Below are 24,026 nucleotides of genomic sequence, written 5' to 3'. Positions count from 1 at the left end.
GAGCCGGGACGTCCCTCCCCAGCTCAGCGGCGAGATCACGGGCTCCTCACGCGTGCGCGCGGTCAGCCGGCTCGGCGTGCCGCTGTCAGGACCCGGGCGGTGGTCTCACGCTCGTCCAGCTTGAGCAGCGCTCCGATCAGGTACGGGCGCATCTGGCGGACGGCCTCCCGGGGATCCGAGGTGACCGCGACCGGCTGGATCTCCTCGCGCATCGCGGGGTCCACTGAGCAAACCCAATCCGCCGCTACTGGATGTCGTCGTGCTGCAGTCGGCCTTGGTGGCGCGGGTCGGCGGGGCGCGGACGATGCGGGGGCAGCTGACGCGGCTGCGGGAGGCGGCAGACGATCCGCACATCATGTTGCGGGTCGTGCCGCTCGATGCGGGGGCGGCCAGCGCGATGGGAGCCATGTTCAGCATCATGGACTTCTCCGGAGCCCAATCGCCGCCGGCGGTCTACATCGAGGGCGATGTGGGGGCTCGACTCGCCCGGGATGCGGGAGTCGTCTCCTGGTCTCGGCGCCGGTTCAACGCGGTGCCCGTGACGGTGAGTTCGATCATCTCGCCGACTTCAGCGCCTTCGACCGCTGGCCAGCCCCGAAGGGGCGAGGCCCGGTGCCCGCAGTGTACGCAGCAGGGCACCGGACCTCGTTGTTGTCGCGGCCTCAGCCCTCCTTGACCACCACGGTCTTGCCGGCCTTGTCGTGGAAGCACTGCTGCAGGGGCTTGTCCCAGAGCAGCGAGAGCACGTTGACCAGCGCGAACAGCGTGCCGATGCAGATGACGGCCTGGGGCAGGCCGTAGACGGCGGAGCGGGCCCAGAGCTCGTTGTCGCTGGGCCGCCCGCCGTGGGCGGCGGAGACGACCCGGAGCTTCATGACCTTCTTGCCGATGCTCTGCTGCTGCTGGCTGAGCATCATCGCGCCCTCGTAGACGAAGACCAGCAGGGCGACGACGATGTCGGACACGATGCTGCCGAAGCCGAGCACGGCCTCCACCAGCAGGAACGGGATCAGCAGCACGCCGAGGTCGATCAGGCGGGCCAGGAAGCGGTCGCCGGGGCCGGCCAGGGTGCGGGTGCCGGGCGGCGGCGGGCCGTAGGGGTTGGTCGGGCCGAGCCACGGCGGCAGCTGGCCGGGCTGCTGGTAGCCGCCGGGCGGGGGCGGGTAGCCGAAGCCGGGCTGCTGGCCCTGGCCGCCGGGCGGCGGGGCGCCGTAGCCGCCCTGGGGCGGCTGCGGGTCGTACGGGCCCTGCGGGACGCCGTAGCCCGGCTGTGCCGGGGGCTGCTGGCCGTAGGGATCCTGCGACCCGTACGGGTTCTGCTGCCCAGGCGGCGGCTGCTGGCCGCGCGGGTCCTGGTCGGAGGGGTAGCCGTAGCCCGGAGGTTGATTGGTCATCTGCCCGCTCGTTTCGTGGAGGCTTACCCTCAAAGGTTCTAGCGGTCCTGACAATCCTTTAGGAAGACTTTGAGATCAACTGTTACGTGAACTGCGGAGGTTGCCGGGCAGCGCGGCACGGACCGCCGCCCCGAAGGCCGCGACGGCCGGGTGGCCGCCCGCGCCCTGCCGGAAGGCGACGGTGGTGCGCCGCGACATCGGCAGCCGGTACAGCCGCACGGCCGGCGGCGGCGCCAGCAGGCCCAGCTCCGGGACCAGGGCCACCCCCTGACCGGCGGCGACCAGGGCGAGCACGGTGTCGAAGTCGTCGGCGCGGTGCCGGATCCGCGGCGTGAAGCCCGCTGCCTGGCAGGCCCGGATCGTCATCGCATGGCAGAGCGTGCCGTGGGTGGCGAGGATCCACGGGGCGCCGGCATGGGCGGCCAGCGTGCCGGCACCGGGCCCGTCACCGGGCTCGGCGGTGGCCAGGTACATCGCCTCGGCGAAGAGCGGCTCGCTCGCGATGCCGGGCTCGGCGGGCGCGGGGACGAAGTCGTAGTCGTGCACCAGGGCGACGTCCAGCTCGCCGGCGCGCAGCAGGTCGGCCACGCCTGCCGGGTCGACCTCGGCGACCATCGGCTCCAGCTCCGGCCACCGCTCGGCGAGCAGCACCAGGGCCGGCGGGATCACCACCCGGGCGGCGGACGGGAAGGTGCCGATCCGCAGCGGTCCGGCCGGTCCGCGCCGGGCCCCGGCCAGCTCGGCGCCGGCCTGCTCCAGCACCGCCAGTACCGTCTCGGCGTGCCGGACCAGGCCGTGCGCGGCGGGGGTGAGCGCCACCCGCCGCCCGGTGCGCTCCAGCAGTGCCACCCCGGCCTCCCGCTCCAGCGCGGTGAGCTGCTGGGAGACGGCCGAGGGGCTGAAGGCCAGCGCCTCGGCGACGGCGGCGATGGTGCCGCGGTGGGCCAGTTCCCGCAGCAGCCGCAGGCGGCGGACATCGAGCATCAGCACAGCTTACGGTTTGCGATGGAAAAGCGAACTGGACCCGCACAGTGGCCGGGCCGCAGGCTCAAGGCATGGATCAAGAGCTGCGCGGGATCCTCGTCCCGCTGATCACCCCGTTCACCGATGCCGACACGGTCGCCCTGGACGCGCTGGAGGCGCTGGCGCACGAGGTCCTGGACGAGGGCGCGGCCGGCCTGGTCGCGCTCGGCACCACCGGCGAGCCGGCCGCCCTGGACCCGGGCGAGCGGGCCGCCGTCCTCGACGTCTGCACCCGGGTCGCCCGCGAGCGCCGGGTGCCGTTGGTGGTCGGCGCGGGCGGCGGCGGTACCCGGCAGAGCCTCGATGCGCTGGCCGGGCTGGGCGGCCGCCCCGAGGTGGTCGCCGCGCTGACCACCGTGCCGGCCTTCGTGCGCCCCGGCCCGGCGGGGGTGCTGGCGCACTTCGAGCGACTCGCGGCACAGAGCCCGGTGCCGCTGATCGTTTATCACATCCCCTATCGCACCGGTCAGCAGCTGGACGCCCAGGCGCTCGGCGCGATCGCCCGGCTGCCCGGCATCGTGGGTGTGAAGTACGCCACCGGCGCGCTGGACGCGCCGGCCGTGGCGCTGCTGGCCGACCCGCCGCCCGGCTTCGCGGTGCTGCCCGGCGACGACACCTTCCTGTCACCGATGCTGGCGCTCGGCGCGAGCGGCGGGATCCTGTCCTCGGCGCATCTGGCCACCCGGCACTTCGTCGAGTTGACCGAAGCGTGGGCGGCCGGGGACGCGGCGCGGGCGCGGGAGTTGGGCCACCGGCTGGCCGGGCTCTCGGCGGCGGTCTTCGCCGAGCCCAACCCGGTGGTGGTCAAGGGGGTGCTGCACGCCCAGGGGCGGATTCCGAGCGCGGCGGTGCGGCTGCCGCTGCTGCCCGCGAGTCCGGTTTCGGTGGCCGCCGTGCTGGAACTGCTGGATCGGCTGTCGGTGTCCATCCGGTGAACGGTGTCCACGTGGTGAATACCGTGCGGGGATATTTCGGCGAGCAGGCAAGATGAAGCTGAGCAGCACATCGGAGGAGGACGTACGGATGAAGATCGGCATTGTGGGCGCCACCGGCCAGGTCGGCGGTGTGGTCCGGGAGATCCTGGCGGAGCGCTCGTTCCCGGTCGAGCAGCTGCGGCTGTTCGCCTCGGCGCGCTCGGCCGGTAGGACGCTGCCCTGGCAGGGTGGTGAGGTCACCGTCGAGGACGCGGCCACCGCCGACTACACGGGCCTGGACATCGTGATCTTCTCCGCCGGTGGGGCCAGCTCCAAGGAGCTGGCCCCCAAGGTGGCCGCGGCCGGCGCCGTGGTGATCGACAACTCCTCCGCCTGGCGGCGTGACCCCGAGGTCCCGCTGGTGGTGGCCGAGGTCAACCCGGACGCGATCGCCGACCGCCCCAAGGGCATCATCGCCAACCCGAACTGCACCACGATGGCCGCCATGCCGGTGCTGCGCCCGCTGCACCAGGAGGCCGAACTGACCGCCCTGGTGGTGGCCACCTACCAGGCCGTCTCGGGCAGCGGCCTGGCCGGTGTCGCCGAGCTGCAGGAGCAGGCCCGCAAGGTCGTGGACGGCGCCGCGGCGCTCACCCACGGCGGTTCGAACGTCGACTTCCCCGAGCCGCAGGTCTACAAGCGCCCGATTGCGTTCAACGTGCTCCCGCTGGCCGGCTCGATCGTGGACGACGGTCTGAACGAGACCGACGAGGAGCAGAAGCTGCGCCACGAGAGCCGCAAGATCCTCGGCATCCCCGAGCTCAAGGTCTCCGGCACCTGCGTCCGGGTGCCGGTCTTCACCGGCCACTCGCTCCAGGTCAACGCCCGCTTCGCGCGCCCGATCAGCCCCGAGCGGGTCACCGAGCTGCTGGCCCAGGCGCCGGGCGTGGCGCTGAGCGACATTCCCACCCCGCTGCAGGCGGCCGGCCAGGACCCGAGCTTCGTGGGCCGGATCCGGCGGGACGAGACGGCGGAGAACGGCATCTCGCTCTTCCTGTCCAACGACAACCTGCGCAAGGGCGCGGCGCTCAACGCCGTGCAGATCGCCGAGCTGGTCGCCGCCGAGCTGGGCTGACCACGACTGGGCCGACCGGGCTTGGGCCGACCGGGCTTGGGCCGCCCACGATTGGGCCGCCCACGACTGGGCCGACCGGGCGAACCCGGACCGTGGGGCTCCTGACGTGATGTCAGGAGCCCCACGGCTTTTCCGCCCAGGCCCGGTCAACTGGGCCGAACGGAGTCACCGTGCCGTTCACAACCCCCGGCCGGCCTACCGGGAAGCCCGCGCAGCCGGGTGATTCACGACGCCTTCGGGGGGTAATGGAGACCGCAACGGTCCGGCAGGGTGCCCAGGTGAGCCTCGCTCGGGCAGACTGCACGAACTGCCCGTGCTCAGCGGCAGAGCACAGGAAGAGGGGTACCTCATGGACCGCTGTGTCGTCCTGGTGGATGCGGGATACCTGCTGGGGGCCGCCGCCAGCCTGCTGGCCGGGGAGCCCGCCCGCTCCCGGGTGACGGTCGATCACACCGCGCTGATCGCCTCGCTGCGCGACCGGGCCGAGGAGGAGACCGGCCTGCCGCTGCTGCGGATCTACTGGTTCGACGCGGCCCCCGAACGCCGCCCGATGCCCGAGCACCGCCGGCTGCGGGTGCTGCCCAGGGTCACCGTGCGGCTCGGCGCGCTCACCCGGGCCGAGGGCCGCTGGGTGCAGAAGGGCGTGGACGCCGCGATGCACGCCGAACTCTCCGAGCTGGCCCGCAACCGGGCCTGCGCGGACGTGGTGCTGGTCACCGGCGACGGCGACCTGCTGCCCGGCATGATGTCGGCCAAGGAGCACGGCGTGGCCGTCCACCTGTGGGCGCTGCAGGCCGCCGACGGCGACTTCAACCAGTCCGAGGACCTGGTCGGCGAGGCCGACGAGCGCCGGGTGCTGGACCGCGAGTGGATCACCCGCTCGGTGCGGCTGCGCGAACCCGCGGTGGCCTTCCCGCCCGCCGGGCCGCGCCCGGAGATCGCCAAGATCCTGGCCGCCCCGCCGACCGCCCGCCCCGCAGCGGCCGAGAACCCCGAGCAGCCGGCCACCCCGGCCGCGATGCCGCCCGCCGCACTCAAGGTCGTCCCCACCCCCAAGGACCTGGCCGGCCGCACCGCCCAGGCGCACCATCACCAGCAGCCGCCCGCCGGGGCCGGCAACGGCCCGGTGCTGCGCTGGTCATCCGACCGGGGCTGGGTGGACCGGCCGCCCGCCGAGGCGCCCACCGCCGCCGACGCGCTGCCCACCCTGGCCCAGCTGACCACCGCCGAGCAGCGCTGGGCCGACCGCGAGGAGGACATCACCGCGATCGGCGGTGACCCGCACGAGGTCGGCCAGGTCTTCGCCCGCCGCTGGACCGACCGGCTGGGCGACCGCGAACGGCTCACCCCGATCTGGGCCGACTACCCGCGCATCCCGCACCGGGTGGACGGCGAGCTGCTGCGCTACGCGGCCCGGTTCGGCCTGCTCGCACACAAGGACGACCAGATCGACGAGCACGACCGGTACGCGATCCGGGCCGGCTTCTGGAAGGAGCTGGCGGCCCGGGTGCCGGGCGGCGAGCTGATCGTGGTGGACGACTGATCGGGGGAGTCCGAGGCTGGGGGTGGCGTCGAACGGGCCCCTGGTCCGGAATCCTCATGATCGGCGCGTAGAGTCTTCGCTCGTGAGTGACGCCCCACTGCCCTGCTGCTCCGTCCGGGGCCTCACCAAGCGCCACGGTGAGATCCGGGCCAATGACGGGGTCGACCTGGAGATCCGCCAGGGCGAGATCTTCGGCCTGCTCGGCCCCAACGGCGCCGGCAAGTCCACCCTGGTGCGCCAGCTCACCGGGCTGCTGCGGCCGGACGCCGGCAGCGTCGAGATCCTCGGCCACGACGTGGTCCGCCACCCCGAACGGGCGGCCCGGCTGCTCGGCTACCTCGGCCAGGAATCCACCGCACTGGACGAGCTGACGGTGGCGCTGGCCGCCGAGACCACCGGCCGGCTGCGCGGCCTGAGCCGCGCCGCCGCCCGCTCGGCGAGCGCCGAGGTGCTCGACGAACTGGGCCTGACGCCGCTGGCCGCCCGCCCGCTGGCCAAGCTCTCCGGCGGGCAGCGCCGGCTGGCCTGCTTCGCGACCACCCTGGTCGGCGAGCGCCCGCTGCTGGTCCTGGACGAGCCCACCACCGGCATGGACCCGGTGGCCCGCCGGGCCGTCTGGTCGGCCGTGGACCGCCGCCGGGCCGAGCGCGGCACCACCGTGCTGCTCGTCACCCACAACGTCATCGAGGCCGAGACGGTGCTCGACCGGGTCGCCGTGCTGGACGAGGGCCGGGTGATCGCCTGCGACACCCCCGGCGGTCTCAAGGCGCTGGTCGACGGCGATGTCCGGCTCGACCTGGTCTGGCGGGGCGAGCCGCCGCTGGAGGTGTCCGCGGTCGCCCGGCTGGCCGAGCGCGCGGAACGCACCGGGCGGCGCTGGACCGTGCGGACCACACCGGAGGAGGCCAGGGAGCTGGTCGCCGCCGTCACCACCGGGCCGGCCTTCGCCGCCCTGGACGACTTCACCCTGGCCACCCCGAGCCTGGAGGACGTCTACCTCCGGCTCGGCGGCCGCCATCAAGGACTGGCGAAGTGACCGTACTCACCCCCACCCCCGCGCCGGCCACCACCCGCGCCGCCGCTCCGCTGGCGCCCGCGGCCCGGCTGCTGCCCGCGCTCGCGGCGGTCTACCGGGCCCAGCTGGCCCGCGCCAAGGTGGCCCGGATCCCACTGATGTTCGTCGCCAGCTTCCAGTCGATCGGCATCCTGGTGATGATGCGCGGGGTGGTCGACAGCGGTGACAACCCCTCGGCGCGCGCGGTGGTGGCGGGCTCCAGCGTGCTGGTGGTCGCCTTCGTGGCGCTCAACCTGCTCGCCCAGTACTTCGGTCGGCTGCGTGCCACCGGCGGCCTGGACCACTACGCGACGCTGCCGGTCCCGGCCGCCTCCGTGGTGCTCGGCGCGGCGGCGGCCTACGCCTCCTTCACGCTGCCGGGGGCGCTGGTCACGGCGGGCTTCGGCGCGGTGCTCTTCGGGCTCTCGCCGGCGCACCTGTGGGTGCTGCTGGTGGTGGTCCCGCTGGCCGGCGCCGCGCTCTCCGGCATCGGCGCGGCGCTCGGCCTGCTCGCCCCCAAGCAGGAGCTGGCCACCATGGCCGGCCAGCTCGGCATGTCCGCCGCGCTGCTGCTCGGCGTGCTGCCCGCCTCGCACCTGCCGGCGGCGGTGCGGGCGCTGCGCGCCCTGCTCCCGTCCACCTACGGGGTGGACGCCTTCGCCGCCACCTTCGCGCGCCGGCCCGACTGGGCGCTGGTGCTGGCCGACCTGGCCGTCTGCGCGGGGGTCGGCGTGCTCTCGCTGGCAATCGCGACATGGTCCTACCGCCGCGCCACGACCCGCTAGCCGGATCTGGGCACTCGGCGTGAAACGATGGGTGACGTGACCGTACCGAACACGCCTCCGGGTGCCCCTCAGGGCGGCAACCCGCTGGGAATCTCCGAGGACCTGCCGCAGGGGGCCGACCAGGACGCGTCCGGCGGCCTGCCGAAGGGCGCCGGGGGGCCACCGAAGGGCGCCGGTGACACAGCTCAGGGCGTCTCGCCGGCTGGTCCGGGGGCTGACACCGCCGAGGGCAGTGCTGCTCCGGGTGGTGCTGCGCTGGGCGGTGCTGCTCCGGGCGGTGTTGCCGAGGGCGCTGCTCAGGGAGGCGACGTGCTGGAGGCGACGGCCCCGCAGCCGTCCACCCGCTGGACCCGGCTGCTCGGCGAGCTCCGGGTCGGCGCTCCGATCCTCGGCGCCTGCCTGGTGCTCGGTGTCCTGCTCGGGGCGCTCTGGTACTGGCTGGCGCCCGAGGTACCGCTCGTGGTGCACGGCCAGAGCGTGCTGTACGTGGACCCGGAGGGCGAGCAGCGGGCCGGCGCGGACGGCACCTTCGTCCTGCTCGGCCTGGCCTTCGGCCTGATCACCTCGGTGGGCTCGTTCCTCTACACCCGGCAGCGCGGCGGCGGCATCGTGGTCGCGGTGATGCTGGGGGTGGGCGGCCTGGCCGGCTCGCTGATCGCCTGGCCGCTGGGCATCGAGCTCGGCCCCACCAAGGACCTGATCGGCCACGCCAAGCAGGTCGGCGACGGGCACACCTTCAACGAGGCGCTCCAGCTGAGCGCGCACGGGGCGCTGCTGGCCTGGCCGTTCGCCGCGCTGCTGGCGCTGCTGGCGCTCACCGCAGCCTTCGGCAAGCGCGAGCAGGACCCGCCGCCGTACTGGGCCGGTCCGGTGCTGCCCTCGGCGGGCGGGCCGGTGGACGAGCTCAAGCCGCCGGCGGGCGCCGAGGGTGAGGGTTCTTCGGCCGGTGAGGCCGCCGCATCCGGGGACGCCGGTGCTTCGGGGAGCCCGGACGCTCCGTCGGGGCCGGGGCCCGTGGTCGGTGCCCAGGCGGTCGGCGGCCAGAGCGTGGGCGGTCAGAGTGTGGGCGGCCAGGCCGTGGGTGGTCAGGGTGTGGGCAGCCAGGCCGTGGCCGGGACGAGCGTCGGCAGCCAGGCGGTGGGCGGGCAGTCAGCCCCGGCCGATCTCGGCGCTGACAGCACCCGTCAGCCGCAGTAGGTCGGCGGGCGCCAGCTCGACCTCCAGACCGCGCCGGCCCGCCGACACGTAGATCGTGTCGTGGGCCAGCGCGCTCGCGTCCAGCACCGTGGGCAGCGCCTTGCGCTGTCCCAGCGGCGAGATCCCGCCGCGCACGTACCCGCTGCTGCGCTCGGCTGCCGCCGGGTCGGCCATCGCCGCGCGCTTGCCGCCCACGGCGGTGGCCAGCGCCTTGAGGTCCAGCTGCCCGGCCACCGGCACCACGCCGACCGTCAGGGCACCGTCCACCTCGGCCACCAGTGTCTTGAAGACCCGCAGCGGGTCCACGCCCAGCGCCTGGGCCGCCTCGCCGCCGTAGGAGGCGGCGGCCTGGTCGTGCTCGTAGGCGTGCAGGGTGAACGGCACGCCCGCGGCCTCCAGGGTGACGGTGGCGGGGGTGCCGCCCTTGCTCTTCTTCGCCTTCGCCATCGCCGCTCCTGGATTCTCGGTTCGGTGCCTCGGTTCGGGGCCTCGGTTCGGGGCCTCGGTTCGGGGCCTCGGCTCGGGGTCTCAGTTCGGGCTGAAGGCCTGGCGGGTCAGCTCGACCGCCGGCACCGAGGGCAGCCAGGCCAGCAGCGCGGTCTCCCGGCGCAGCAGCTCCAGTTCGGTGCTCAGCCGGGTCGCGGTGTCGGGGCAGGCCAGCAGCTGCTGCTTGACCGGCACCTCCAGCACCGAGGCGGCCGCCACCAGGTAGGAGAGCACCTGCGGGTCGTCGGGCAGCTCCTGCTCACCGGTCAGGCTGGCCTGCCGGGCACCGGCCAGCCGCTTCTGGTAGGCCCGGAACGCCCGCTCCACGCCGCCGGCCAGCGCGCCGGCCCCGGAGCCCTGCTCCTCGTCGATCAGCTCGCAGCTGCCCACCAGGTACGGGCCGCCGGTCTCCACCTCGCGCAGCCGGAACCGGGTGGTGCCGGTGACCAGCAGCTCGTAGCGGCCGTCCGGCTGCGGGGTGATCGAGGCGACGTCGGCCACGCAGCCGATGTGGTGCAGCGCCTCCAGCGGATCGCCGCTCGCCGTGCCGAGGCCGCCCAGCGGTCCGGCCGGTTTGTCGCTCTCGGTGACCGGGGCGACCTCGCGGCCGTCCTTGATCGCCAGCACGCCGAACCGCCGCGGCTGGTCGTCCGGTGCGGCCAGCAGATCGGCGACCAGGCGGCGGTAGCGCTCCTCGAACACGTGCAGGGGGAGCACCAGTCCGGGGTAGAGCACGGCATTCAGCGGGAAGATCGGCAGCCGTTCTGTCACGGCGCACAGCGTAGCCGCCCGCGGTGTCAGCCCGACGCGCGGAGGCCGCCGCGCTGCTCCGCCAAGTCGTCACTCGTGCTGGCACCACCTCCGCCCGGGGTGTTGCCACGCTGTTTCCGGTCGGGCGACTGCGAAAGTCTTGGTCCAGCGGCGGAACGGCTCCGTCGCCTACCAGACAAGGGAGTTGCGCCATGTCCGCCATGATCGAAGCCGTCACCGGAACCCCCCGGCGTCGTCGGCCGCGCAGCGGGCTGGTGCTCGCCGCGGCCCTGCTGACCACCATGGGCGTGGTCGGCACGGCCGGTGCCGCCTCGGCGCAGCCCGGGACGGGCGGGCCGGCCACCGTGGCGGCGGCCGGTCCGACGCAGCAGGCCCGGGTCGCACTGCCCGCGCCCAGCGGCCCGCACCAGGTCGGCACGGTCTCGCTGCACCTGACGGACACCTCGCGGCCCGACCCGTGGGTCGCCACGCAGCCCTACCGCGAGCTGATGGTCAGCATCCGCTACCCGGCCCGGGACGCCGACCGCTACCCGCTCGCGCCGCAGCTGACGGCGGGCGAGGCGGCGGCCTTCCCCGGTCAGTACCTGAACGCCAACGGGGTGCCGCTCGACCAGGTCGACTGGTCGGCCACCCTCACCCACGCCCACCAGGGCGCGCCGGTGGACCGGCGCGGCGGTCCGCTCCCGGTGGTGCTCTACTCGCCGGGGGCCGGCGATCCCCGCTCGCTGAACAGCACCCTGGCCGACGACCTCGCCTCGCGCGGCTACGTCGTGGTGACCATCGACCACACCTACGAGGCGCCGGCCGTGGAGTTCCCCGGCCACCGGGTGGTCACCAGCGTCCTGCTGGACCAGTTCGGCCAGGTCGGGAACGACCCGGCGAAGATCACCGCCCTGCTGAAGAAGGTGGTCGGGGTGCGGGTGGCCGACACCCGCTTCGTCCTGGACCAGCTGGACGCACTGGCCGCCGGACAGAACCCGGACGCCGACCACCAGCAGCTGCCCAAGGGGCTGGCCGGCGCGCTGGACCCGAACCGGATCGGCATGTTCGGCCAGTCCGGCGGCGGCTTCACGGCGACCCAGGCGATGCACGACGACCCGCGGATCAAGGCCGCCGCCGACCTGGACGGCCTACTCGGCTACGTCGGGGACAACAACGACCCCGCCAACCCCTCCACGGCCGCCACCGACGGGGTGGACCGCCCGATGCTGCTGATGGGCAGCCAGGGCGACGACATCCACACCAATCCGTCCTGGGACGCCCTGTGGAACCACAGCACCGGCTGGCACCGCGACCTGACCCTGTGCGGCTCCACCGAGACGACCTACACGGACAAGGAGTCGATGCTGCCGCAGATCGTCCGCCAGCTGAACCTCCCGCCGGTCACCGTCACCAAGGCCCTCGGCACCATCGCGCCCACCCGCGCCGTCGCCGAGCAGCGGGCGTACCTGGCGTCGTTCTTCGACCGCTGGCTGCGGGGCACGGACGACCACCTGCTCGACGGGCCGTCGGCGGCGCACCCGGACGTGGAGTTCGTTCAGTAGCTCGGTGGTGACGGCTCCCCATCCACCGGACGGGGGAGCCGAGTTGGACCCTGCGCAGGATTCGGGCGGGCGGTGCGGCGGACAGTATGGGGGCCATGGTCACCTCTGGGACAGCGTCAGCCGGAGCAAGAGTGGTCGTGCCGAATTGCTGGGCTTGCGCAGTGCCACGCGTGATGCAGGGCCCGTTGGCGGGGCGGGGCGGGGCGGGGCGGTCGCGCCGCGGAACCGGGACTGGGCCCGGTGGTATCCGGGGTGTGCGGCTCAGGTGTGGTGCTGCCTGACGCGGTACTCGGCGAGGGATTCGGAGGGCTGGCGGCGCCTGCGGAGGGGGTCGCAGCGGCGGCAGACGCAGTCCGGCCAGACATCGGTGAGGGGGCGGGTGTAGGGCTCACCGGCGGAGATCGTGCTGGTGGAGAGGAGGAAACGCCGGCCGGTGGGGGTGATCCGGTAGACCCGCAGGGACATGGCGCTGGGGTTCTCGTTCTGCTGCATGGTGGTTCAGTTCCTCTCGCACACCGGGCAGTTCGGCCAGCCGAGCGGGCAGGGCCGACCTTCCCGGGACGGGGTGGTTCGGGGGGCGCGCGTGAGTGGTGGGGTGCGCGGCGGGTGCTCCGCGCGCCGGGGCGGGGCCGAAGTCCAGCGGGTCCACCAGGAGGGGCGGCGCGCTGGGGGCGCGCCGCTGATGGGTCGGGTGGGGATCAAGGCTTGTGCTGGGCGCGGGCGTTCAGGCCGTCGCGGAGCAGGTCGGTGATCGAGACCACCAGCTCGGGGCGGGCCCGGCCGAGGGTGACCAGGACATCGCCGGTGATGGTGGGCCAGTCCACCCCGACGGAGGGGAGGAGGAGCCCGGCCTCGGCGAGGACGGTGTTCAACCCTCGTGCGGCGGCAGAGGCTTGCTGCTCAGGGTGGTCGGGGGAGGGGGTGGGGGTCATGGTGTCGTCTCCCTGCGCGGTCCGTATGGACTGCTGTTGCTGGGTGAGCTCATGTTGAGGTACTTCGAGGCGCGGCGCCCTGGGGCCCGATCTGCCTGATCGAATGCGGCGCGCGGGGGTGCCCAGGTTGAGCTTGATCACGATGAGCAATCGCCTCATCACGAGTTGTAGCCCTAGGATGAAGCACAGAAACTTCTGAGTGCAACTTCTGCTTGAAAAGTCAGACAGAAACTTCTGAATCTTCCTACCTGGGAGGGACTCGTGGGGAGTTCGCTTCCGCCTACCCCGCGTTCTGGGGCAAGATTGCCTCGCAGGCTGAGGGGAGGGGTGCGGGTGGCACAGCCCAAGAGTCACGTTCAGCAGCGGCGGCGGATCGGCCGCATCCTGCGGGAACTGCGTGAAGCTTCCGGCCTGACCATCGAGCAGGCGGGCAGCGCCATCGGCCGTTCTGACAGTACGATCAGTCGGATCGAGAACGGTCTGCGCGACGCTCACAAGCTTGAGCTGGCCGGGCTGCTGGACACCTACGGTGCGCCGGACGAGACGCGGGTCATGCTCACCGCGTTGGCTCGGGAGGCTCCGGACGGTGGGGTCTGGACGGCGCACGAGGCCACTTTTCCGCCCGACTTGGAGACGTATCTCGGGTTGGAACAGGCTGCGCGGTCCCTTCGGGTGTTCGCCCTCAGTATCGTCCACAGCTTGCTGCGGACCGCGGACACCATGCATGCGATCATCCGCGCGGGCCTGCCGACTGCCGGCGAGGGCGAGATCGCGAAACTCGTTGCTGCTCACCTGGCGCGACAGGACGTGTTGCAACGGCGGCCGGATCCCCTTGACCTCCAGGTTGTCCTCGATGAGGCCAGCCTCCGGCGCCCGGCAGGTGGAGCAGAGGTGACGCGTGGCCAGATCGACCAGCTGATCCACTTTGCTGAAGAGGTGCCGAACGTGACCCTGCACGTGCTGCCATTCGCCAAGGGCTCGCACGGATCGCTCGCGGGTGGGTTCACGCTGATTGACTTCCCTGACCCGCACGAGCCCGAGGTGGTCTACTGCGACACACCTGGCGGGAATCTCTACCTGCAGAAACCGCATGACACGCGCCGCTTCAGCCAACTCTACGGTCGGCTGCTGGGGGTCGCGCTCGACCCAGCCGACACGGGACGATTCCTGCGAACCGTCCGCCAGGAGATGTGAGTTCGTCATGACAGCCCGACCTGACACGAGCACTGCCCGCTGGTTCAAGGCGAAGGCGAGTGAGACCGCGCAGGGATGCTTCGAGGTTGCGTTCCTCGACAGCGCGGTCGCGCTTCGCGACAGCAAGCATCCCGAGCTTCCCGCACAGGTCTATCCGACCCACGTGTGGATGAGTTGGCTTGCCCGCTTGCGAGACAGCCAGTATGTCGGTCACCGCATCGAACTCGCCTTCATAGAGGACGAAGTGACCGTGAGTGATGCTGCTGACCCTGCCGGACAGGTGCACGTCTTCTCTCGGCACGAGTTCGACTGCTTCCTCAGCGGCGTCAGGGGCCGGGAGTTCGATCTCATCCGTTGATGTAGCTTCTCAGACGGCGTGACCAATTCTCAGGATTAGTGGCCACTGGGTGGCCACTGCGACGCATAGGTGACCACAAGACCTGTGCGCCTGTGTGGCGTACGGCTCGCCTGTCCCTCGTGTGGGTGACAGACGAGCCGTCTTCCATACCCGCCGCAGCCCTCCCGTACATAGTCCGCCAGCGAACCCTGGCAGACCTGGCCGCCGAGATCGGCACCTCAGCCCGCTACCTCGGCCAGCGGGCCAGGAAGATGGGAATCCCCATCCGGACCTGGTCGGACACTCCGTCCATCCGGGACCGCCGGTTCGAGCTTTACCACCTTCGTTCCGCACAGGCCATGCTCGCCGCCGGCAATTACAGCGTCCGCATGATCGCCAAAGAACTGGGCTTCAGCGACCGCACCCTCCACTGCCACTTCCGCACAGCGGCCCGACAGGGATGACGTCCAGCAGGAGCAGCGACGCCAGGACCCGCAGACCCCTATGCCCGGCCGCTGCCGCGGCGCGTGTCCGGTCCAGGCCGCCGGTGAAGGTCGGTCCTGAGGGCCGGAGTAGCAGTTGCCCACCCTGGCGACCGCCGCCAGCGGTGATATGACGAGACATCAGAAGCGATGAGAGTGAGAAGTCCGTTGAGCGGACCGTGAACGTCTCTCGCCCGTGTGCCCGATTTCGTCTGATCACCGGCACGGCGGCACCGCATGTAGATGCATCTGCCCAGGCAGGGTGGACCGGCCACCAATGACCGCCGGTCGTTGCGCCGCCAGGCCTGGTCAACCTTCCTCTGTTGCTTGACCCTTGCCAACGACTGCGTGGCAAAGGCCCGTTCGCGTTCGCTAATCCGACCGCGGATTCAGCAACCGGGAGACATCGGGGGATGCATGAGGCTCGACCCAGAGCCGGGAACGGTCATCGCGGATCGCTACCGTCTGGTCAAGGTGCTCGGAGCCGGCGGGGCGGGACGGGTCTGGTTGGCACAGGACCTGGAGCTCCGCGACATGTTCGTAGCTTTGAAGGAGGTTCGACTCCCGTTCGCTCCGAGCGAGGCCCTGTACCGCCGTCATCTCGAACGGTCGCAGCGAGAAGCCCGCAACGCCCAGAAGCTGCGCGACCACCCGAACATCGTGACCGTCCACGACTTCCTGATTGTGCACGAAGTTCCTTGGATCGTCATGCAGTTCATCAGCGGTCGCTCTCTCCACGATACGCTGGCCGACGGACCGCTACCGGTAGGCACCGTCAAACGCATCGCCGCCGCGTTACTCGATGCGCTCGAAGCCGCGCACGACGAGAAGATCGTACACCGGGACGTCAAGCCCGCCAACATCATGTTCGCCGAGGACGGGGCGGTGCTGCTCACCGACTTCGGCATCGCACACTTCCAACCCGACAACGGCCTGACGACCACGGGCGTGATCATCGGGTCGGCCGAGTACATAGCGCCTGAACGGGCCCGTGGCGAGGAGGGTGGACCGGAGAGCGACCTGTTCTCGCTCGGGGTGACCCTCTATCACGCGCTCGAAGGAGTCTCACCGTTCCGGCGGGACAGTCCCCTCGGATCACTCCACGCGGTGGTTGGCGACGAGGCCCCGCCACCACGGCGCGCCGAGTGGATGGGACCGCTGATCACCCAGCTGATGGCCAAGAACCCGGCAGATCGGCCAACCATCGCCAAGGCGCGCGGCCTGCTCAACGAGCCGACCACGGTCGTCCTGCCGCCATCTGCTCCTACCGCCGTCATGCCGAAGCCAACGCCCGGATCCTCGCCGCGATCCGCACCTGCGGCGAGGTCGAAGCCGAAGCCCAAAAAGGTGACGCCAAATCAAAATCAATCCATGGCCGCCGCTGTCCTCGTCCTGGCCCTCATCGCCGGCGTCGTCGCGCTCTACCACGGCAACCGGGGCTTCGCCACGTACGTGACCGACAGCTTCGGGCTGTCCGATGACGCTACCTCCGCGCAGGAGGGCGACTGTCTGCACCAGGACCCCAAGCGCGGTTGGGTCAAGGTGCCTTGCTTCTCGGCATCCGCCGACCGCAAGGTGCTCGGGCAGACCTCCGCTGCTGCCCCGGGAGACCCCTGCACTGCCGTCACGGGATGGGACAGCCTCACCGACAGTGCCATCCAGGCCGGCCCTGCTGGGCGGCAAGTCCAGCTCTGCACCGCGCCCTTGGACCAGAACACTGGCCAAGGCCCCACGCCATCCCCGGCTCCCGCCACCCCCACCACCCCCACCACCCTCACCACCCCCACCACCCCCACCTCAGACACCCCGTACACGCCATTCACCTACGCTCCGCCGAGCTACAGCAAGCCCACCCCTCACTTCGACCCGCACTCGCTCGACAACGCGCAGGCCGATCAAACCCCGCTGGCCAGTGACGCCTTGCTGCCGAAATCTTTCACCGATTCGAAAGGCGTGGTCTACACCATGACCAGCGGCGGGCTGCAGAGCTGCCTGACCAGTCATGAGAGCCAGGACGTACAGACCGTGTTGCGCAACGGCAGTTGCACGAACCAGGTCGTAGGGACCTACACCGACTCGCAGGCACGCATCCTGGTGGACGTCCTTGTGGAGCCGATGGCAGACACTCCGACTGCCACTGCGGGCCACAACACCCTCACCAGCGCAACCAGCGATGCCTGGGGCATCTGGTGTCCACGAACCGGTGCCGGCTCCAAACTCTGCGACGGCAACGTGAACACCAGCCGAGCCACCCAATCCGGCTACATCACCAACCATCACCGCTACCTGATCCACTCCTGGGCCTTCTATATCAGCTTGACCACCGACGGGAGCGTCGAGCCCTGGACGGATGCCGCCGCCAGCGCCGCAGTCGACGCTGCGGGCCCGCAGAACTACCAGGGCAACCAGTACTGAGCTTGGCGTTTACCGACCTCGGCGCTTCAAGGTGATGACGGTTGGAGATTCGAGGGGGAGTCCGGTCCCGGTGAAGAAGCCGTCGAGGCTGTCAGCGCGGCACTGCAGTCGGTTGAGTCGGTCGAGGGCGCTGGCGAGACAGGCGGCGTCGGTGCTGCGGGCGTGGGCCGGTCCGACGCTCGGGGTGGGCATGCTGGGCCCGGCCTGAGCGTCGGTTTTTCGGGCCGTGTGATCTGCGGCAGGGATCGCTACCAGCTAGTACTCCAGCAGTGTCGCCAGGCACCGACTCCCAGGCAAGTTGGCCACCCAAAGTGGAAGATCCTGCTCACCAGCCACCCTGCGGCTCTGAGTCTCCGCAGGTCACCTGGGGCCAATTGGCCATGGAACGTGGGAACCTACAGCTGAGTGGCGCCGTCGCCGTAGTGCACGACGGGCGAGAAGAGGGACACAATCAAATGAGCAACTTTCCCAACTCCTCTGCTCTGCCGGTGGTCTGGCAGAAGTCGAGCTGGAGCAACGAGGAGGACGCCTGCGTGGAGTGCGCCGCCGTTTCCGGTGCCATCGCCGTACGGGACAGCAAGGACCCGGCTGGTCCTGCCCTCCGGTTCTCGCGGGAGGCTTGGGTCGCGTTCGCCGGTGCGGTGGGTGGTGACGGGCTCGGGGTGGGCGGCTGCTGAATTGAATGTGGGCTGGTGGTCCCGGCGGGGCCACCAGCCCAGAGGGCTCTCAGTGGCAGGTGGCCGGCAGGCCGGGGCGGGAGAGCTCGCCGGTCCGCTCTTCCTGGCGCAGGTCCTCGACGCCAAGATCGGCGCACTCCTGGCGCAGCGCGCGCAGGGTGGGCGGGCCGCCGTACTTGTGCACGATCAGACTCATGCTCAGACCTCCTGGTGAGTGGCTTTCGCGGAGCGGATCGCGGCGAGCAGGATCGAACAGGCGGTCTCCACGGTGGCCGCCGTGACGTTGAGCGGGGGCATCAGCCGCACCACGCCGTCCTCGCGGCCGCCGACCTCCACGATCAGCCCGCGGCGCAGCGCGGCGCTCTGGACGGCCGCGGCGAGCGCGCCCGCGGGCCGACCGGTTGCGGGGTCGGCGAACTCGATGCCCCAGATCAGCCCGCGCCCACGCAGGTCGAGCACCCAGGGGTCGTCCAGCAGCGACTTGAGCAGGTCCGCGATCTGTTCGCCGCGCCGGGTGACGTTGCCCAGGATGTCGTCCCGCCGCACGATGCGGGCGGCCGCCACCCCGGCGGCGAAGGCCAGTTGGTTGCCGCGGAAGGTCCCGGTGTGGGCGCCGGGCGCCCAGGTGTCGAGCGCGGCGTCGTACAGGATGAGCGCGACCGGGGTGCCGATACCGCTCAGCGCCTTGGAGGCGATGATGACATCCGGTTCGATGCCGTACTCCTCGAAGGCGAACCAGGTCCCGGTGCGTCCGCAGCCGGTCTGCACCTCGTCGACCACCAGCGGGATGCCGAGCTCGCGGGTGAGCGTGCGGACCCGGCGGACGAAGTCGGTGGTGGCGGGGATGATGCCGCCCTCGCCCTGGATCATCTCCATCACCACGGCGGCGGGCAGCGGCACCCCGCCGTTGCCGTCGGTCAGCGCCCGCTCCAGGTAGGTGACGCAGTTGGTGGCGCAGCTGTCGGGGGTCAGACCGAGGGGGCAGCGGGCGCAGTAGGAGTACGGGAAGAAGTGGACGCCGGGCACGCCGTTGGCGATCGGCCGCTTCTGCGAGACCAGCCCGGTGAGCGCCATCGCCGCGTGGCTGCTGCCGTGGAAGCCGCCCTGGAAGGTGATGACGTCGCCGCGGCCGGTCGCGGTCTTGCACAGCTTGAGCGCGGCGTCGACGGCGTTGGCGCCGGTGGGCCCGCAGAAGTGGATTTTCATCCGATCGCGCATCGGTTCCGGCAGCAGGGCCAGTTGGGCCTCGACGAAGGCCTCCCGGATGGGGGTGGGGAAGTCGAGTCCGTGGGTGAGCACGCCGAGCTGCGCCGTGACGGCGGCCACCAGCTCGGGGTGGTTGTGGCCGAGCGAGAGCACGCCGGCGCCGGCCAGGAAGTCGATGAAGACGTTGCCGTCCACGTCCCGCACCAGGCTGCCGGCGGCCTGCTCGATGGCGATGGGCAGGCGCCGGGGGTAGCTGCGGGCGTTGGACTCGTAGCCCTGCTGGCGGGCCAGGAACTCGGCGGAGCGGGGGCCCGGCAGGTCGCCGGTCACCTGGGGGGTGGTCAGGGCGTCGAGCTGGTGGAACGAGGTCATGGAGGTCTCCCGGAAGAGGTGGGTGGGTGGCGGCGGAGCGCAGTGGAACGGTTCAGCAGCGGCGGGCGGGGATGCCGCGCCAGCGGGTGCCGGGCGGCAGCTGCTCGCCCTTCATGACCAGCGACAGCGCGTCCAGGCAGGTGCCGTCGCCGACCTCGGCGTCGTACAGCACCACGCAGCGCGGACCCACCGAACTCGCTTGCCCGACCCGGACCTTGGACATCTTCATGATCCGGTCCTCGAACAGGTGGGTCTGCAGTGAGGTGACCTCGCCGACGGCCGCGTCATCGCCGACCTCGACCAGGTCGAACTCGGTGAGGTAGGTCGTGTTGAGCCAGACCCGCCGCCCGATCCGGGCGCCGAACAGCCGCATCACCCAGGGCGCCAGCGGGCTGCCGGTGAGGAAGTTCAGCAGGGCGGGCACCACCAGGTTCTCGAACAGGCCGGTGATCAGCTCGGTGCGCCGCACCCAGATGCCCCACAGCGGCTCCACCCGGGGCCGGTAGCGGCCGATGACCAGCCACTTGAGCAGCACCACCAGCAGGGTGGCGAACAGGCCGGCGCCCAGCAGCAGGGCGGGGCCCAGCAGCAGGACCAGCAGGGGGGAGCCGTTGCGGGCCAGCGCGATGCCCGCGTACAGGGCGCCGAGCGCGCCGACGGCCGCGAGGGTCGAGGGGAGCGTGACGCGCAGGTACTCGATGGCCAGGCGGGCGGCGATCAGCCCGGGGCTGGGGTCGTAGGTGTACTTGGGCGGGAAGCTCTGGCTCTCCTCGCGGCGCGGCAGGAAGATCGCTGGTGAGCCGAGCCAGGTGGTCTCCGGGTCGACCGGCTTGGCCGGTGCCACCGAGTGCACGCCCAGCAGGCTGTTGTCGCCCATCCGGCAGGAGCCCGGCAGCAGCGCGCCGTTGCCCACGAAGCTGCGCTTGCCGATCTCGGCGGGCGCCAGCGCGATCCGGCCGCGGTGGAAGACCGCGGGGGCCACCACGCTGACGTCCGCGACGAAGCTCTCCTCGCCGATGATCAGCATGTCCGGGTCGACGAAGCTGATCGTCGCCACCTCGGAGCGGCGGCCGGTGCGGGCGCCGAGCAGGCGCAGGAACGGCACCAGGTAGAGCGTGGAGTAGAGCGAGTGGGTCAGCGTCAGACTGGTGGTCAGCAGGCCGTCGCCGATCCACTTGCGCACCCCGAAGCCGCTGCGCTCGGCGTGGATGCCGGCCCGCACCCGGGGCAGTACCGCCCGCTTGACCAGGACCACCAGGGTGCAGGTGACCAGCACGAAGACCGGTCCACCCGCCAGGGTGGAGAGCAGCGCCCAGCCGAGGCCGTCCTGCCAGGCCACCCAGCCGATCAGCGCCGATCCGGCGGCCGCGACGAGCAGCGGGACCAGGACGAGCAGCAGCGCGCCGCCGACGTAGCCGGCCAGCACCCGCAGCGGCCAGGGCCCTTCGTCGGGCTGCTCCGCCATGGCCTGGAGCACCGGCGGGGCGGCCTCCTGCGCGGTGGCCGGTGCGCCGGACCAGTGCTCGCCGGCCGGCACCTCGTGGTCGGCCCAGAGCAGCGACTGCTCGCCGACCGAGGCACCCGCGCCGAGCACGGCACCGGGCAGCACCACGCTGTTGGTCCCCAGGCAGCTGCCGTCACCGAGCTTGACGGGTGCCAGCCGCAGCCAGCCGCCCTCGACCGTGTAGGACTGCACCCGGGCGCCGTAGCCCACGCTGACGTGGTCGCCGAGTTCGACGAACCGGGGCAGGCCGAACGGTGTCGAGACGTGGCAGCCGCGCCCGACCCGCGCGCCGAGCAGCCGCAGGAACGGCGGCAGCAGGGGCGAGCCGGCCAGCAGCGCGACCGGCGAGGTCGCCATCACCTTGGTGAAGAGCCAGAACCGCAGGTAGGTCACGCCCCAGAGCGGATACCAGCCCGGCCGCACCCCGGCCAGTAGCAGCCGGCAGCCCAGCACCGGGAAGAGCAGCAGGTCCAGCAGCGTCCAGCCGATCTCCAGCGGCACGAACGCACCGACTCCCAGGTGCGCGAGGCGGCTCAGCGGGCCGATGACGGCCAGCCCCGGCAGCGGTTCGTGCCAGGCGGCCAGCAGGCGGTAGAGCAGCACCAGGGCGGGTAGTCCGAAGACCATCAACCAACCATACAGCAGGGCGAGTTGGGCACTTCCGCAGAGCGCCACCCGGAGCGTGGAGCGACGGCGCGGCGGTGGACCCTGCACGCGGTCCGGCTGCGGTGCGGCGGCCCTGGTCCGGTCGACGAAGCCGGCCAGCGCCCGCACCGTGGGGTTGCCGTACAGGTCGGCGATGGCCAGGTGGGCCAGCTCCGGCAGCCGGCGCAGCCGCGACATCAGCCGGGCCGCGGCCATCGAGTGGCCGCCCAGGTCGAGGAAGAAGTCGTCCTCCACGGAGAGCCGGGTCAGCCCCAGCACCTCCTGCCAGGCCTCGGCGAGGCGGCGCTCGGTGGCGGTTGCGGCGGCCGCGTGCGGGCGGGAACGTCTGGCCAGCGGCGGTGAGGTGGGCGCGGGCAGCGCGGCCCGGTCGACCTTGTCCGCCGCCAGCAGCGGGAAGGCGGGCAGCACCTCGACGAAGGAGGGGATCATGTACTCGGGCAGCCGGCCACGCAGCGTGGTGTGCAGGCGCTCGCGCAGCTCCTCGCCGTCCGCGGCCGTGCCGCCGGTCAGGGTGAGGTAGCCGATCAGGTCCTGCACCACGCCGTCGTGTTCGCGCGGCACGACCACCGCGTTCTCGACGGCGGCGTCCTCGCGGAGCACCTCCTCGATCTCGGCCAGCTCGATCCGGTAGCCGCGGATCTTGACCTGGGTGTCGATCCGGCCCAGGAACTCGATCTCCCCGGTCGGGGTGCGTCTGCCCAGGTCGCCGGTGCGGTAGATGCGCGGGCTCTGTTCGCGGTCGTGCGCCACCGGGTTGGTGACGAACTTCTCGGCGGTCAGTTCGGGCCGGTTGAGGTAGCCGATCGCCACCCCGGGGCCGCCGATGCAGATCTCCCCGCTCTCGCCCTCCGGCACCGGGCGCAGCTTCTCGTCGAGCAGGTAGACCCGGTAACTGGGCAGCGGCGTGCCGATGGTGACCGGGCGGCGCGGCGACAGTTCGCCGCAGGTGGCGCTGACCGTCGACTCGGTGGGCCCGTAGACGTTCAGGAACCGCCGGCCCGGCTTGGACCAGCGTCTGACCAGGTCGGGCGGGCAGGCCTCGCCGCTGACCAGCAGGCTGCGCAGCGAGGAGACCTCGGCCTCGATGGTGGTCAGCAGGGTCGGCACGCAGCAGAGCACGGTGATCGCCTGCTCGACCAGGAAGGCGGCCAGCCCCTCGCCCACCCGCCGGTCGTCGGTCGGCCCCGCCACCAGGGTGGCGCCCACCACCCAGGCGGGCCAGATCTCCTCGACCGAGAAGTCGAAGGCGAGCGAGAGCCCCTGGTAGACCCGGTCCTCCTCGCGCACCTGGTAGATCGGCGCGACGGACTGCAGGAAGTTGACGATGTTGGCGTGCGAGACGGCCACGCCCTTGGGCCGTCCGGTGGTCCCCGAGGTGTAGATGACGTAGCAGACCGCCGAGGGGTCGATCCCGACGGCCGGCCTGTCCGCCGACTGCACGATCAACTGGTCGGTGAGCTCGTCGAGTTCGAGAATCCGGCCGGGCAGGTCGTGGGTCCGGTGGCGCATCGACGAGGTGGTCACCAGGTCGCACAGTCCGGCGTCCTGCGCGATGAAGGCCACCCGGTCGGCGGGGAACGAGGGATCCAGCGGCACATACGCCGCACCGGACTTCAGCACCGCGAGCAAGGTGATGTAGGCCTCGGGGGAGCGCTCCAGCAGAATTCCGACACTCGCGCCGGGGCCGGCCCCGCGCGCTCGCAGCAGCCGGGCCAACTGGTTGGCCCGCCGGTCGAGTTCGGCATAGCTGAGGTGGACGGCGCCGCAGCTGACGGCCGTATTGTCCGGCACCCGGTCGCAGGTCCGCTCGAAGTACCGGGCGAGCCACGGGACCGACGGCAGAATCCAGTGGCCGGCGGGCTCCGAAACGTCCGGGCCGCCTCGTGGCGAGCTGTGCTGCGAGGGCGATTCAACTCTCGGCATGATTCCTCCTGTCCGCAGGAGAGTAGCGGTGGTTGCAACAGCCGTTGATTAACGCCCGACGCCCACCAATGGGCATTCGAGGGATCATCGGAATAACTCTGACGGTGGGAAGCGCAAAGCGCCGAAAGGGCTTTCGGCGCGGCGTGGTAAAACCGTGGCAAATCTCTGGATCGGCCACCGGCCGGCTCGCGCGACCTGCGCACGGCCCGGCGATCGACGCGTCACCGCCCGTCGATCCGCTCAATCCCCCGTGCCGGTGCGGCGCTTGGCACAGTCGGCGGTTTCTCCGCCGATGTGCGACCGACAACATGGCACTCCGTCCGCGAGGCGGACGCCCCCCATTCACCTTTCGGCGATTTAACACGTCGGACACTATGCCGGTCCGCGCAACTGAGGCAAGGATGACCGGGGGCACTCAGGAATTTCTCATTTAGCGTCCCGCTGTCTCGTGTGGCGCCCCTGGAAGCGGCGG

At 71.7% G+C, this 24,026-nt stretch carries 23 protein-coding genes; 13 read left to right on the top strand and 10 right to left on the bottom strand.

Annotated features, from left to right (window positions below; genetic code table 11):
* Positions 1-62 precede the first annotated feature (62 nt).
* Positions 63-212: a hypothetical protein gene (locus tag ACFZB9_RS01245; RefSeq protein WP_391442722.1), complete on the bottom strand. Its 150-nt coding sequence runs from the start codon at positions 210-212 to the stop codon at positions 63-65.
* Between the two features lie 11 nt (positions 213-223).
* Here ACFZB9_RS01245 and ACFZB9_RS01240 point away from each other — a divergent pair, with 11 nt between their 5' ends.
* Complete coding sequence (locus ACFZB9_RS01240; protein ID WP_391443308.1) at positions 224-676, top strand: Scr1 family TA system antitoxin-like transcriptional regulator; 453 nt, start codon at positions 224-226, stop codon at positions 674-676.
* Here ACFZB9_RS01240 and ACFZB9_RS01235 read toward each other — a convergent pair.
* On the bottom strand, positions 663-1,394 hold the full coding sequence (locus ACFZB9_RS01235; RefSeq protein ID WP_391442721.1) for an RDD family protein: 732 nt from the start codon (positions 1,392-1,394) through the stop codon (positions 663-665). The two genes, ACFZB9_RS01240 and ACFZB9_RS01235, sit on opposite strands and share 14 nt — an antisense overlap.
* 75 nt (positions 1,395-1,469) lie before the next feature.
* Positions 1,470-2,378 carry a LysR family transcriptional regulator gene (locus ACFZB9_RS01230; protein ID WP_391442718.1) on the bottom strand — a complete coding sequence of 303 codons (909 nt, stop codon included), beginning with the start codon at positions 2,376-2,378 and terminating at the stop codon, positions 1,470-1,472.
* A 71-nt stretch (positions 2,379-2,449) separates the two neighbouring features.
* Between ACFZB9_RS01230 and ACFZB9_RS01225 the strand changes: the two genes are divergently transcribed.
* The 6 genes from ACFZB9_RS01225 to ACFZB9_RS01200 all read left to right on the top strand — a co-directional run bounded on the left by ACFZB9_RS01225 (position 2,450) and on the right by ACFZB9_RS01200 (position 9,045).
* Positions 2,450-3,352: a dihydrodipicolinate synthase family protein gene (locus tag ACFZB9_RS01225; RefSeq protein WP_391442717.1), complete on the top strand. Its 903-nt coding sequence runs from the start codon at positions 2,450-2,452 to the stop codon at positions 3,350-3,352.
* Between the two features lie 88 nt (positions 3,353-3,440).
* Entirely contained in the window at positions 3,441-4,466 is a 1,026-nt protein-coding gene (locus ACFZB9_RS01220) for an aspartate-semialdehyde dehydrogenase (protein ID WP_391442715.1), read from the top strand.
* 349 nt (positions 4,467-4,815) lie between these two features.
* Positions 4,816-6,009 carry an NYN domain-containing protein gene (locus tag ACFZB9_RS01215; RefSeq protein ID WP_391442713.1) on the top strand — a complete coding sequence of 398 codons (1,194 nt, stop codon included), beginning with the start codon at positions 4,816-4,818 and terminating at the stop codon, positions 6,007-6,009.
* A gap of 82 nt (positions 6,010-6,091) precedes the next feature.
* Entirely contained in the window at positions 6,092-7,045 is a 954-nt protein-coding gene (locus tag ACFZB9_RS01210; RefSeq protein WP_391442711.1) for an ABC transporter ATP-binding protein, read from the top strand.
* Positions 7,042-7,848 carry an ABC transporter permease gene (locus ACFZB9_RS01205; protein WP_391442710.1) on the top strand — a complete coding sequence of 269 codons (807 nt, stop codon included), beginning with the start codon at positions 7,042-7,044 and terminating at the stop codon, positions 7,846-7,848. Before ACFZB9_RS01210 ends, ACFZB9_RS01205 begins: the two co-directional genes overlap by 4 nt.
* A 36-nt stretch (positions 7,849-7,884) precedes the next feature.
* Positions 7,885-9,045: a hypothetical protein gene (locus ACFZB9_RS01200; protein WP_391442708.1), complete on the top strand. Its 1,161-nt coding sequence runs from the start codon at positions 7,885-7,887 to the stop codon at positions 9,043-9,045.
* Here the strand turns inward: ACFZB9_RS01200 and ybaK are convergent.
* On the bottom strand, positions 8,998-9,492 hold the full coding sequence (ybaK, locus tag ACFZB9_RS01195; protein WP_391442706.1) for a Cys-tRNA(Pro) deacylase: 495 nt from the start codon (positions 9,490-9,492) through the stop codon (positions 8,998-9,000). The two genes, ACFZB9_RS01200 and ybaK, sit on opposite strands and share 48 nt — an antisense overlap.
* 81 nt (positions 9,493-9,573) lie before the next feature.
* Positions 9,574-10,302: an LON peptidase substrate-binding domain-containing protein gene (locus tag ACFZB9_RS01190; protein ID WP_391442705.1), complete on the bottom strand. Its 729-nt coding sequence runs from the start codon at positions 10,300-10,302 to the stop codon at positions 9,574-9,576.
* A gap of 191 nt (positions 10,303-10,493) precedes the next feature.
* Here ACFZB9_RS01190 and ACFZB9_RS01185 point away from each other — a divergent pair, with 191 nt between their 5' ends.
* Positions 10,494-11,846 (top strand): alpha/beta hydrolase family protein, encoded by a 1,353-nt coding sequence (locus ACFZB9_RS01185; protein WP_391442703.1) that lies wholly within the window; start codon positions 10,494-10,496, stop codon positions 11,844-11,846.
* A 261-nt stretch (positions 11,847-12,107) separates the two neighbouring features.
* Here ACFZB9_RS01185 and ACFZB9_RS01180 read toward each other — a convergent pair whose 3' ends face one another.
* Entirely contained in the window at positions 12,108-12,338 is a 231-nt protein-coding gene (locus tag ACFZB9_RS01180) for a hypothetical protein (RefSeq protein ID WP_391442702.1), read from the bottom strand.
* Positions 12,339-12,544: 206 nt separating this feature from the next.
* Positions 12,545-12,778 carry a hypothetical protein gene (locus ACFZB9_RS01175; protein ID WP_391442700.1) on the bottom strand — a complete coding sequence of 78 codons (234 nt, stop codon included), beginning with the start codon at positions 12,776-12,778 and terminating at the stop codon, positions 12,545-12,547.
* Between the two features lie 333 nt (positions 12,779-13,111).
* On the opposite strand from ACFZB9_RS01175, the gene ACFZB9_RS01170 reads away from it, so the two are divergent.
* From ACFZB9_RS01170 to ACFZB9_RS01150, 5 genes are all read left to right on the top strand, one after another.
* Complete coding sequence (locus ACFZB9_RS01170; protein ID WP_391442698.1) at positions 13,112-13,972, top strand: helix-turn-helix domain-containing protein; 861 nt, start codon at positions 13,112-13,114, stop codon at positions 13,970-13,972.
* Positions 13,973-13,979: 7 nt separating this feature from the next.
* On the top strand, positions 13,980-14,330 hold the full coding sequence (locus ACFZB9_RS01165) for a DUF397 domain-containing protein (RefSeq protein ID WP_391442697.1): 351 nt from the start codon (positions 13,980-13,982) through the stop codon (positions 14,328-14,330).
* A 125-nt stretch (positions 14,331-14,455) separates the two neighbouring features.
* Positions 14,456-14,773, top strand: coding sequence for a hypothetical protein (locus ACFZB9_RS01160; RefSeq protein ID WP_391442695.1), 318 nt, complete (start codon positions 14,456-14,458; stop codon positions 14,771-14,773).
* Between the two features lie 435 nt (positions 14,774-15,208).
* A complete protein-coding gene (locus ACFZB9_RS01155) occupies positions 15,209-17,206 on the top strand; it encodes a serine/threonine-protein kinase (RefSeq protein WP_391442693.1) in 1,998 nt (665 codons plus the stop codon).
* A gap of 455 nt (positions 17,207-17,661) precedes the next feature.
* A complete protein-coding gene (locus tag ACFZB9_RS01150; RefSeq protein ID WP_391442691.1) occupies positions 17,662-17,883 on the top strand; it encodes a DUF397 domain-containing protein in 222 nt (73 codons plus the stop codon).
* A 49-nt stretch (positions 17,884-17,932) separates the two neighbouring features.
* Here the strand turns inward: ACFZB9_RS01150 and ACFZB9_RS01145 are convergent, their stop codons facing one another.
* Genes ACFZB9_RS01145 through ACFZB9_RS01135 form a run of 3 tightly spaced genes read right to left on the bottom strand, consistent with a single transcriptional unit; the run spans position 17,933 to position 23,554 of the window.
* Positions 17,933-18,079: a hypothetical protein gene (locus ACFZB9_RS01145; RefSeq protein WP_391442690.1), complete on the bottom strand. Its 147-nt coding sequence runs from the start codon at positions 18,077-18,079 to the stop codon at positions 17,933-17,935.
* 2 nt (positions 18,080-18,081) lie between these two features.
* Positions 18,082-19,461, bottom strand: coding sequence for a diaminobutyrate--2-oxoglutarate transaminase family protein (locus ACFZB9_RS01140; RefSeq protein WP_391442688.1), 1,380 nt, complete (start codon positions 19,459-19,461; stop codon positions 18,082-18,084).
* A gap of 52 nt (positions 19,462-19,513) precedes the next feature.
* Positions 19,514-23,554 carry a Pls/PosA family non-ribosomal peptide synthetase gene (locus tag ACFZB9_RS01135; protein WP_391442686.1) on the bottom strand — a complete coding sequence of 1,347 codons (4,041 nt, stop codon included), beginning with the start codon at positions 23,552-23,554 and terminating at the stop codon, positions 19,514-19,516.
* Positions 23,555-24,026: the final 472 nt, after the last annotated feature.

It is taken from the genome of Kitasatospora sp. NPDC008050 (genome assembly GCF_042957465.1).
GTDB lineage: Bacteria > Actinomycetota > Actinomycetes > Streptomycetales > Streptomycetaceae > Kitasatospora.
This window is presented reverse-complemented; position numbering and strand designations above follow the sequence as displayed.

What these genes read in the sequence shown, in the direction of transcription:
- ACFZB9_RS01145 (WP_391442690.1), bottom strand. Translation starts at nt 18,079, where the DNA reads ATGAGTCTGATCGTGCACAAGTACGGCGGCCCGCCCACCCTGCGCGCG.
- ACFZB9_RS01140 (WP_391442688.1), bottom strand. Translation starts at nt 19,461, where the DNA reads ATGACCTCGTTCCACCAGCTCGACGCCCTGACCACCCCCCAGGTGACC.
- ACFZB9_RS01245 (WP_391442722.1), bottom strand. Translation starts at nt 212, where the DNA reads ATGCGCGAGGAGATCCAGCCGGTCGCGGTCACCTCGGATCCCCGGGAG.
- ACFZB9_RS01175 (WP_391442700.1), bottom strand. Translation starts at nt 12,778, where the DNA reads ATGACCCCCACCCCCTCCCCCGACCACCCTGAGCAGCAAGCCTCTGCC.
- ACFZB9_RS01225 (WP_391442717.1), top strand. Translation starts at nt 2,450, where the DNA reads ATGGATCAAGAGCTGCGCGGGATCCTCGTCCCGCTGATCACCCCGTTC.
- ACFZB9_RS01165 (WP_391442697.1), top strand. Translation starts at nt 13,980, where the DNA reads ATGACAGCCCGACCTGACACGAGCACTGCCCGCTGGTTCAAGGCGAAG.
- ACFZB9_RS01180 (WP_391442702.1), bottom strand. Translation starts at nt 12,338, where the DNA reads ATGCAGCAGAACGAGAACCCCAGCGCCATGTCCCTGCGGGTCTACCGG.
- ACFZB9_RS01220 (WP_391442715.1), top strand. Translation starts at nt 3,441, where the DNA reads ATGAAGATCGGCATTGTGGGCGCCACCGGCCAGGTCGGCGGTGTGGTC.
- ACFZB9_RS01215 (WP_391442713.1), top strand. Translation starts at nt 4,816, where the DNA reads ATGGACCGCTGTGTCGTCCTGGTGGATGCGGGATACCTGCTGGGGGCC.
- ACFZB9_RS01185 (WP_391442703.1), top strand. Translation starts at nt 10,494, where the DNA reads ATGTCCGCCATGATCGAAGCCGTCACCGGAACCCCCCGGCGTCGTCGG.
- ACFZB9_RS01235 (WP_391442721.1), bottom strand. Translation starts at nt 1,394, where the DNA reads ATGACCAATCAACCTCCGGGCTACGGCTACCCCTCCGACCAGGACCCG.
- ybaK (WP_391442706.1), bottom strand. Translation starts at nt 9,492, where the DNA reads ATGGCGAAGGCGAAGAAGAGCAAGGGCGGCACCCCCGCCACCGTCACC.
- ACFZB9_RS01150 (WP_391442691.1), top strand. Translation starts at nt 17,662, where the DNA reads ATGAGCAACTTTCCCAACTCCTCTGCTCTGCCGGTGGTCTGGCAGAAG.
- ACFZB9_RS01135 (WP_391442686.1), bottom strand. Translation starts at nt 23,554, where the DNA reads ATGCCGAGAGTTGAATCGCCCTCGCAGCACAGCTCGCCACGAGGCGGC.
- ACFZB9_RS01155 (WP_391442693.1), top strand. Translation starts at nt 15,209, where the DNA reads ATGAGGCTCGACCCAGAGCCGGGAACGGTCATCGCGGATCGCTACCGT.
- ACFZB9_RS01230 (WP_391442718.1), bottom strand. Translation starts at nt 2,378, where the DNA reads ATGCTCGATGTCCGCCGCCTGCGGCTGCTGCGGGAACTGGCCCACCGC.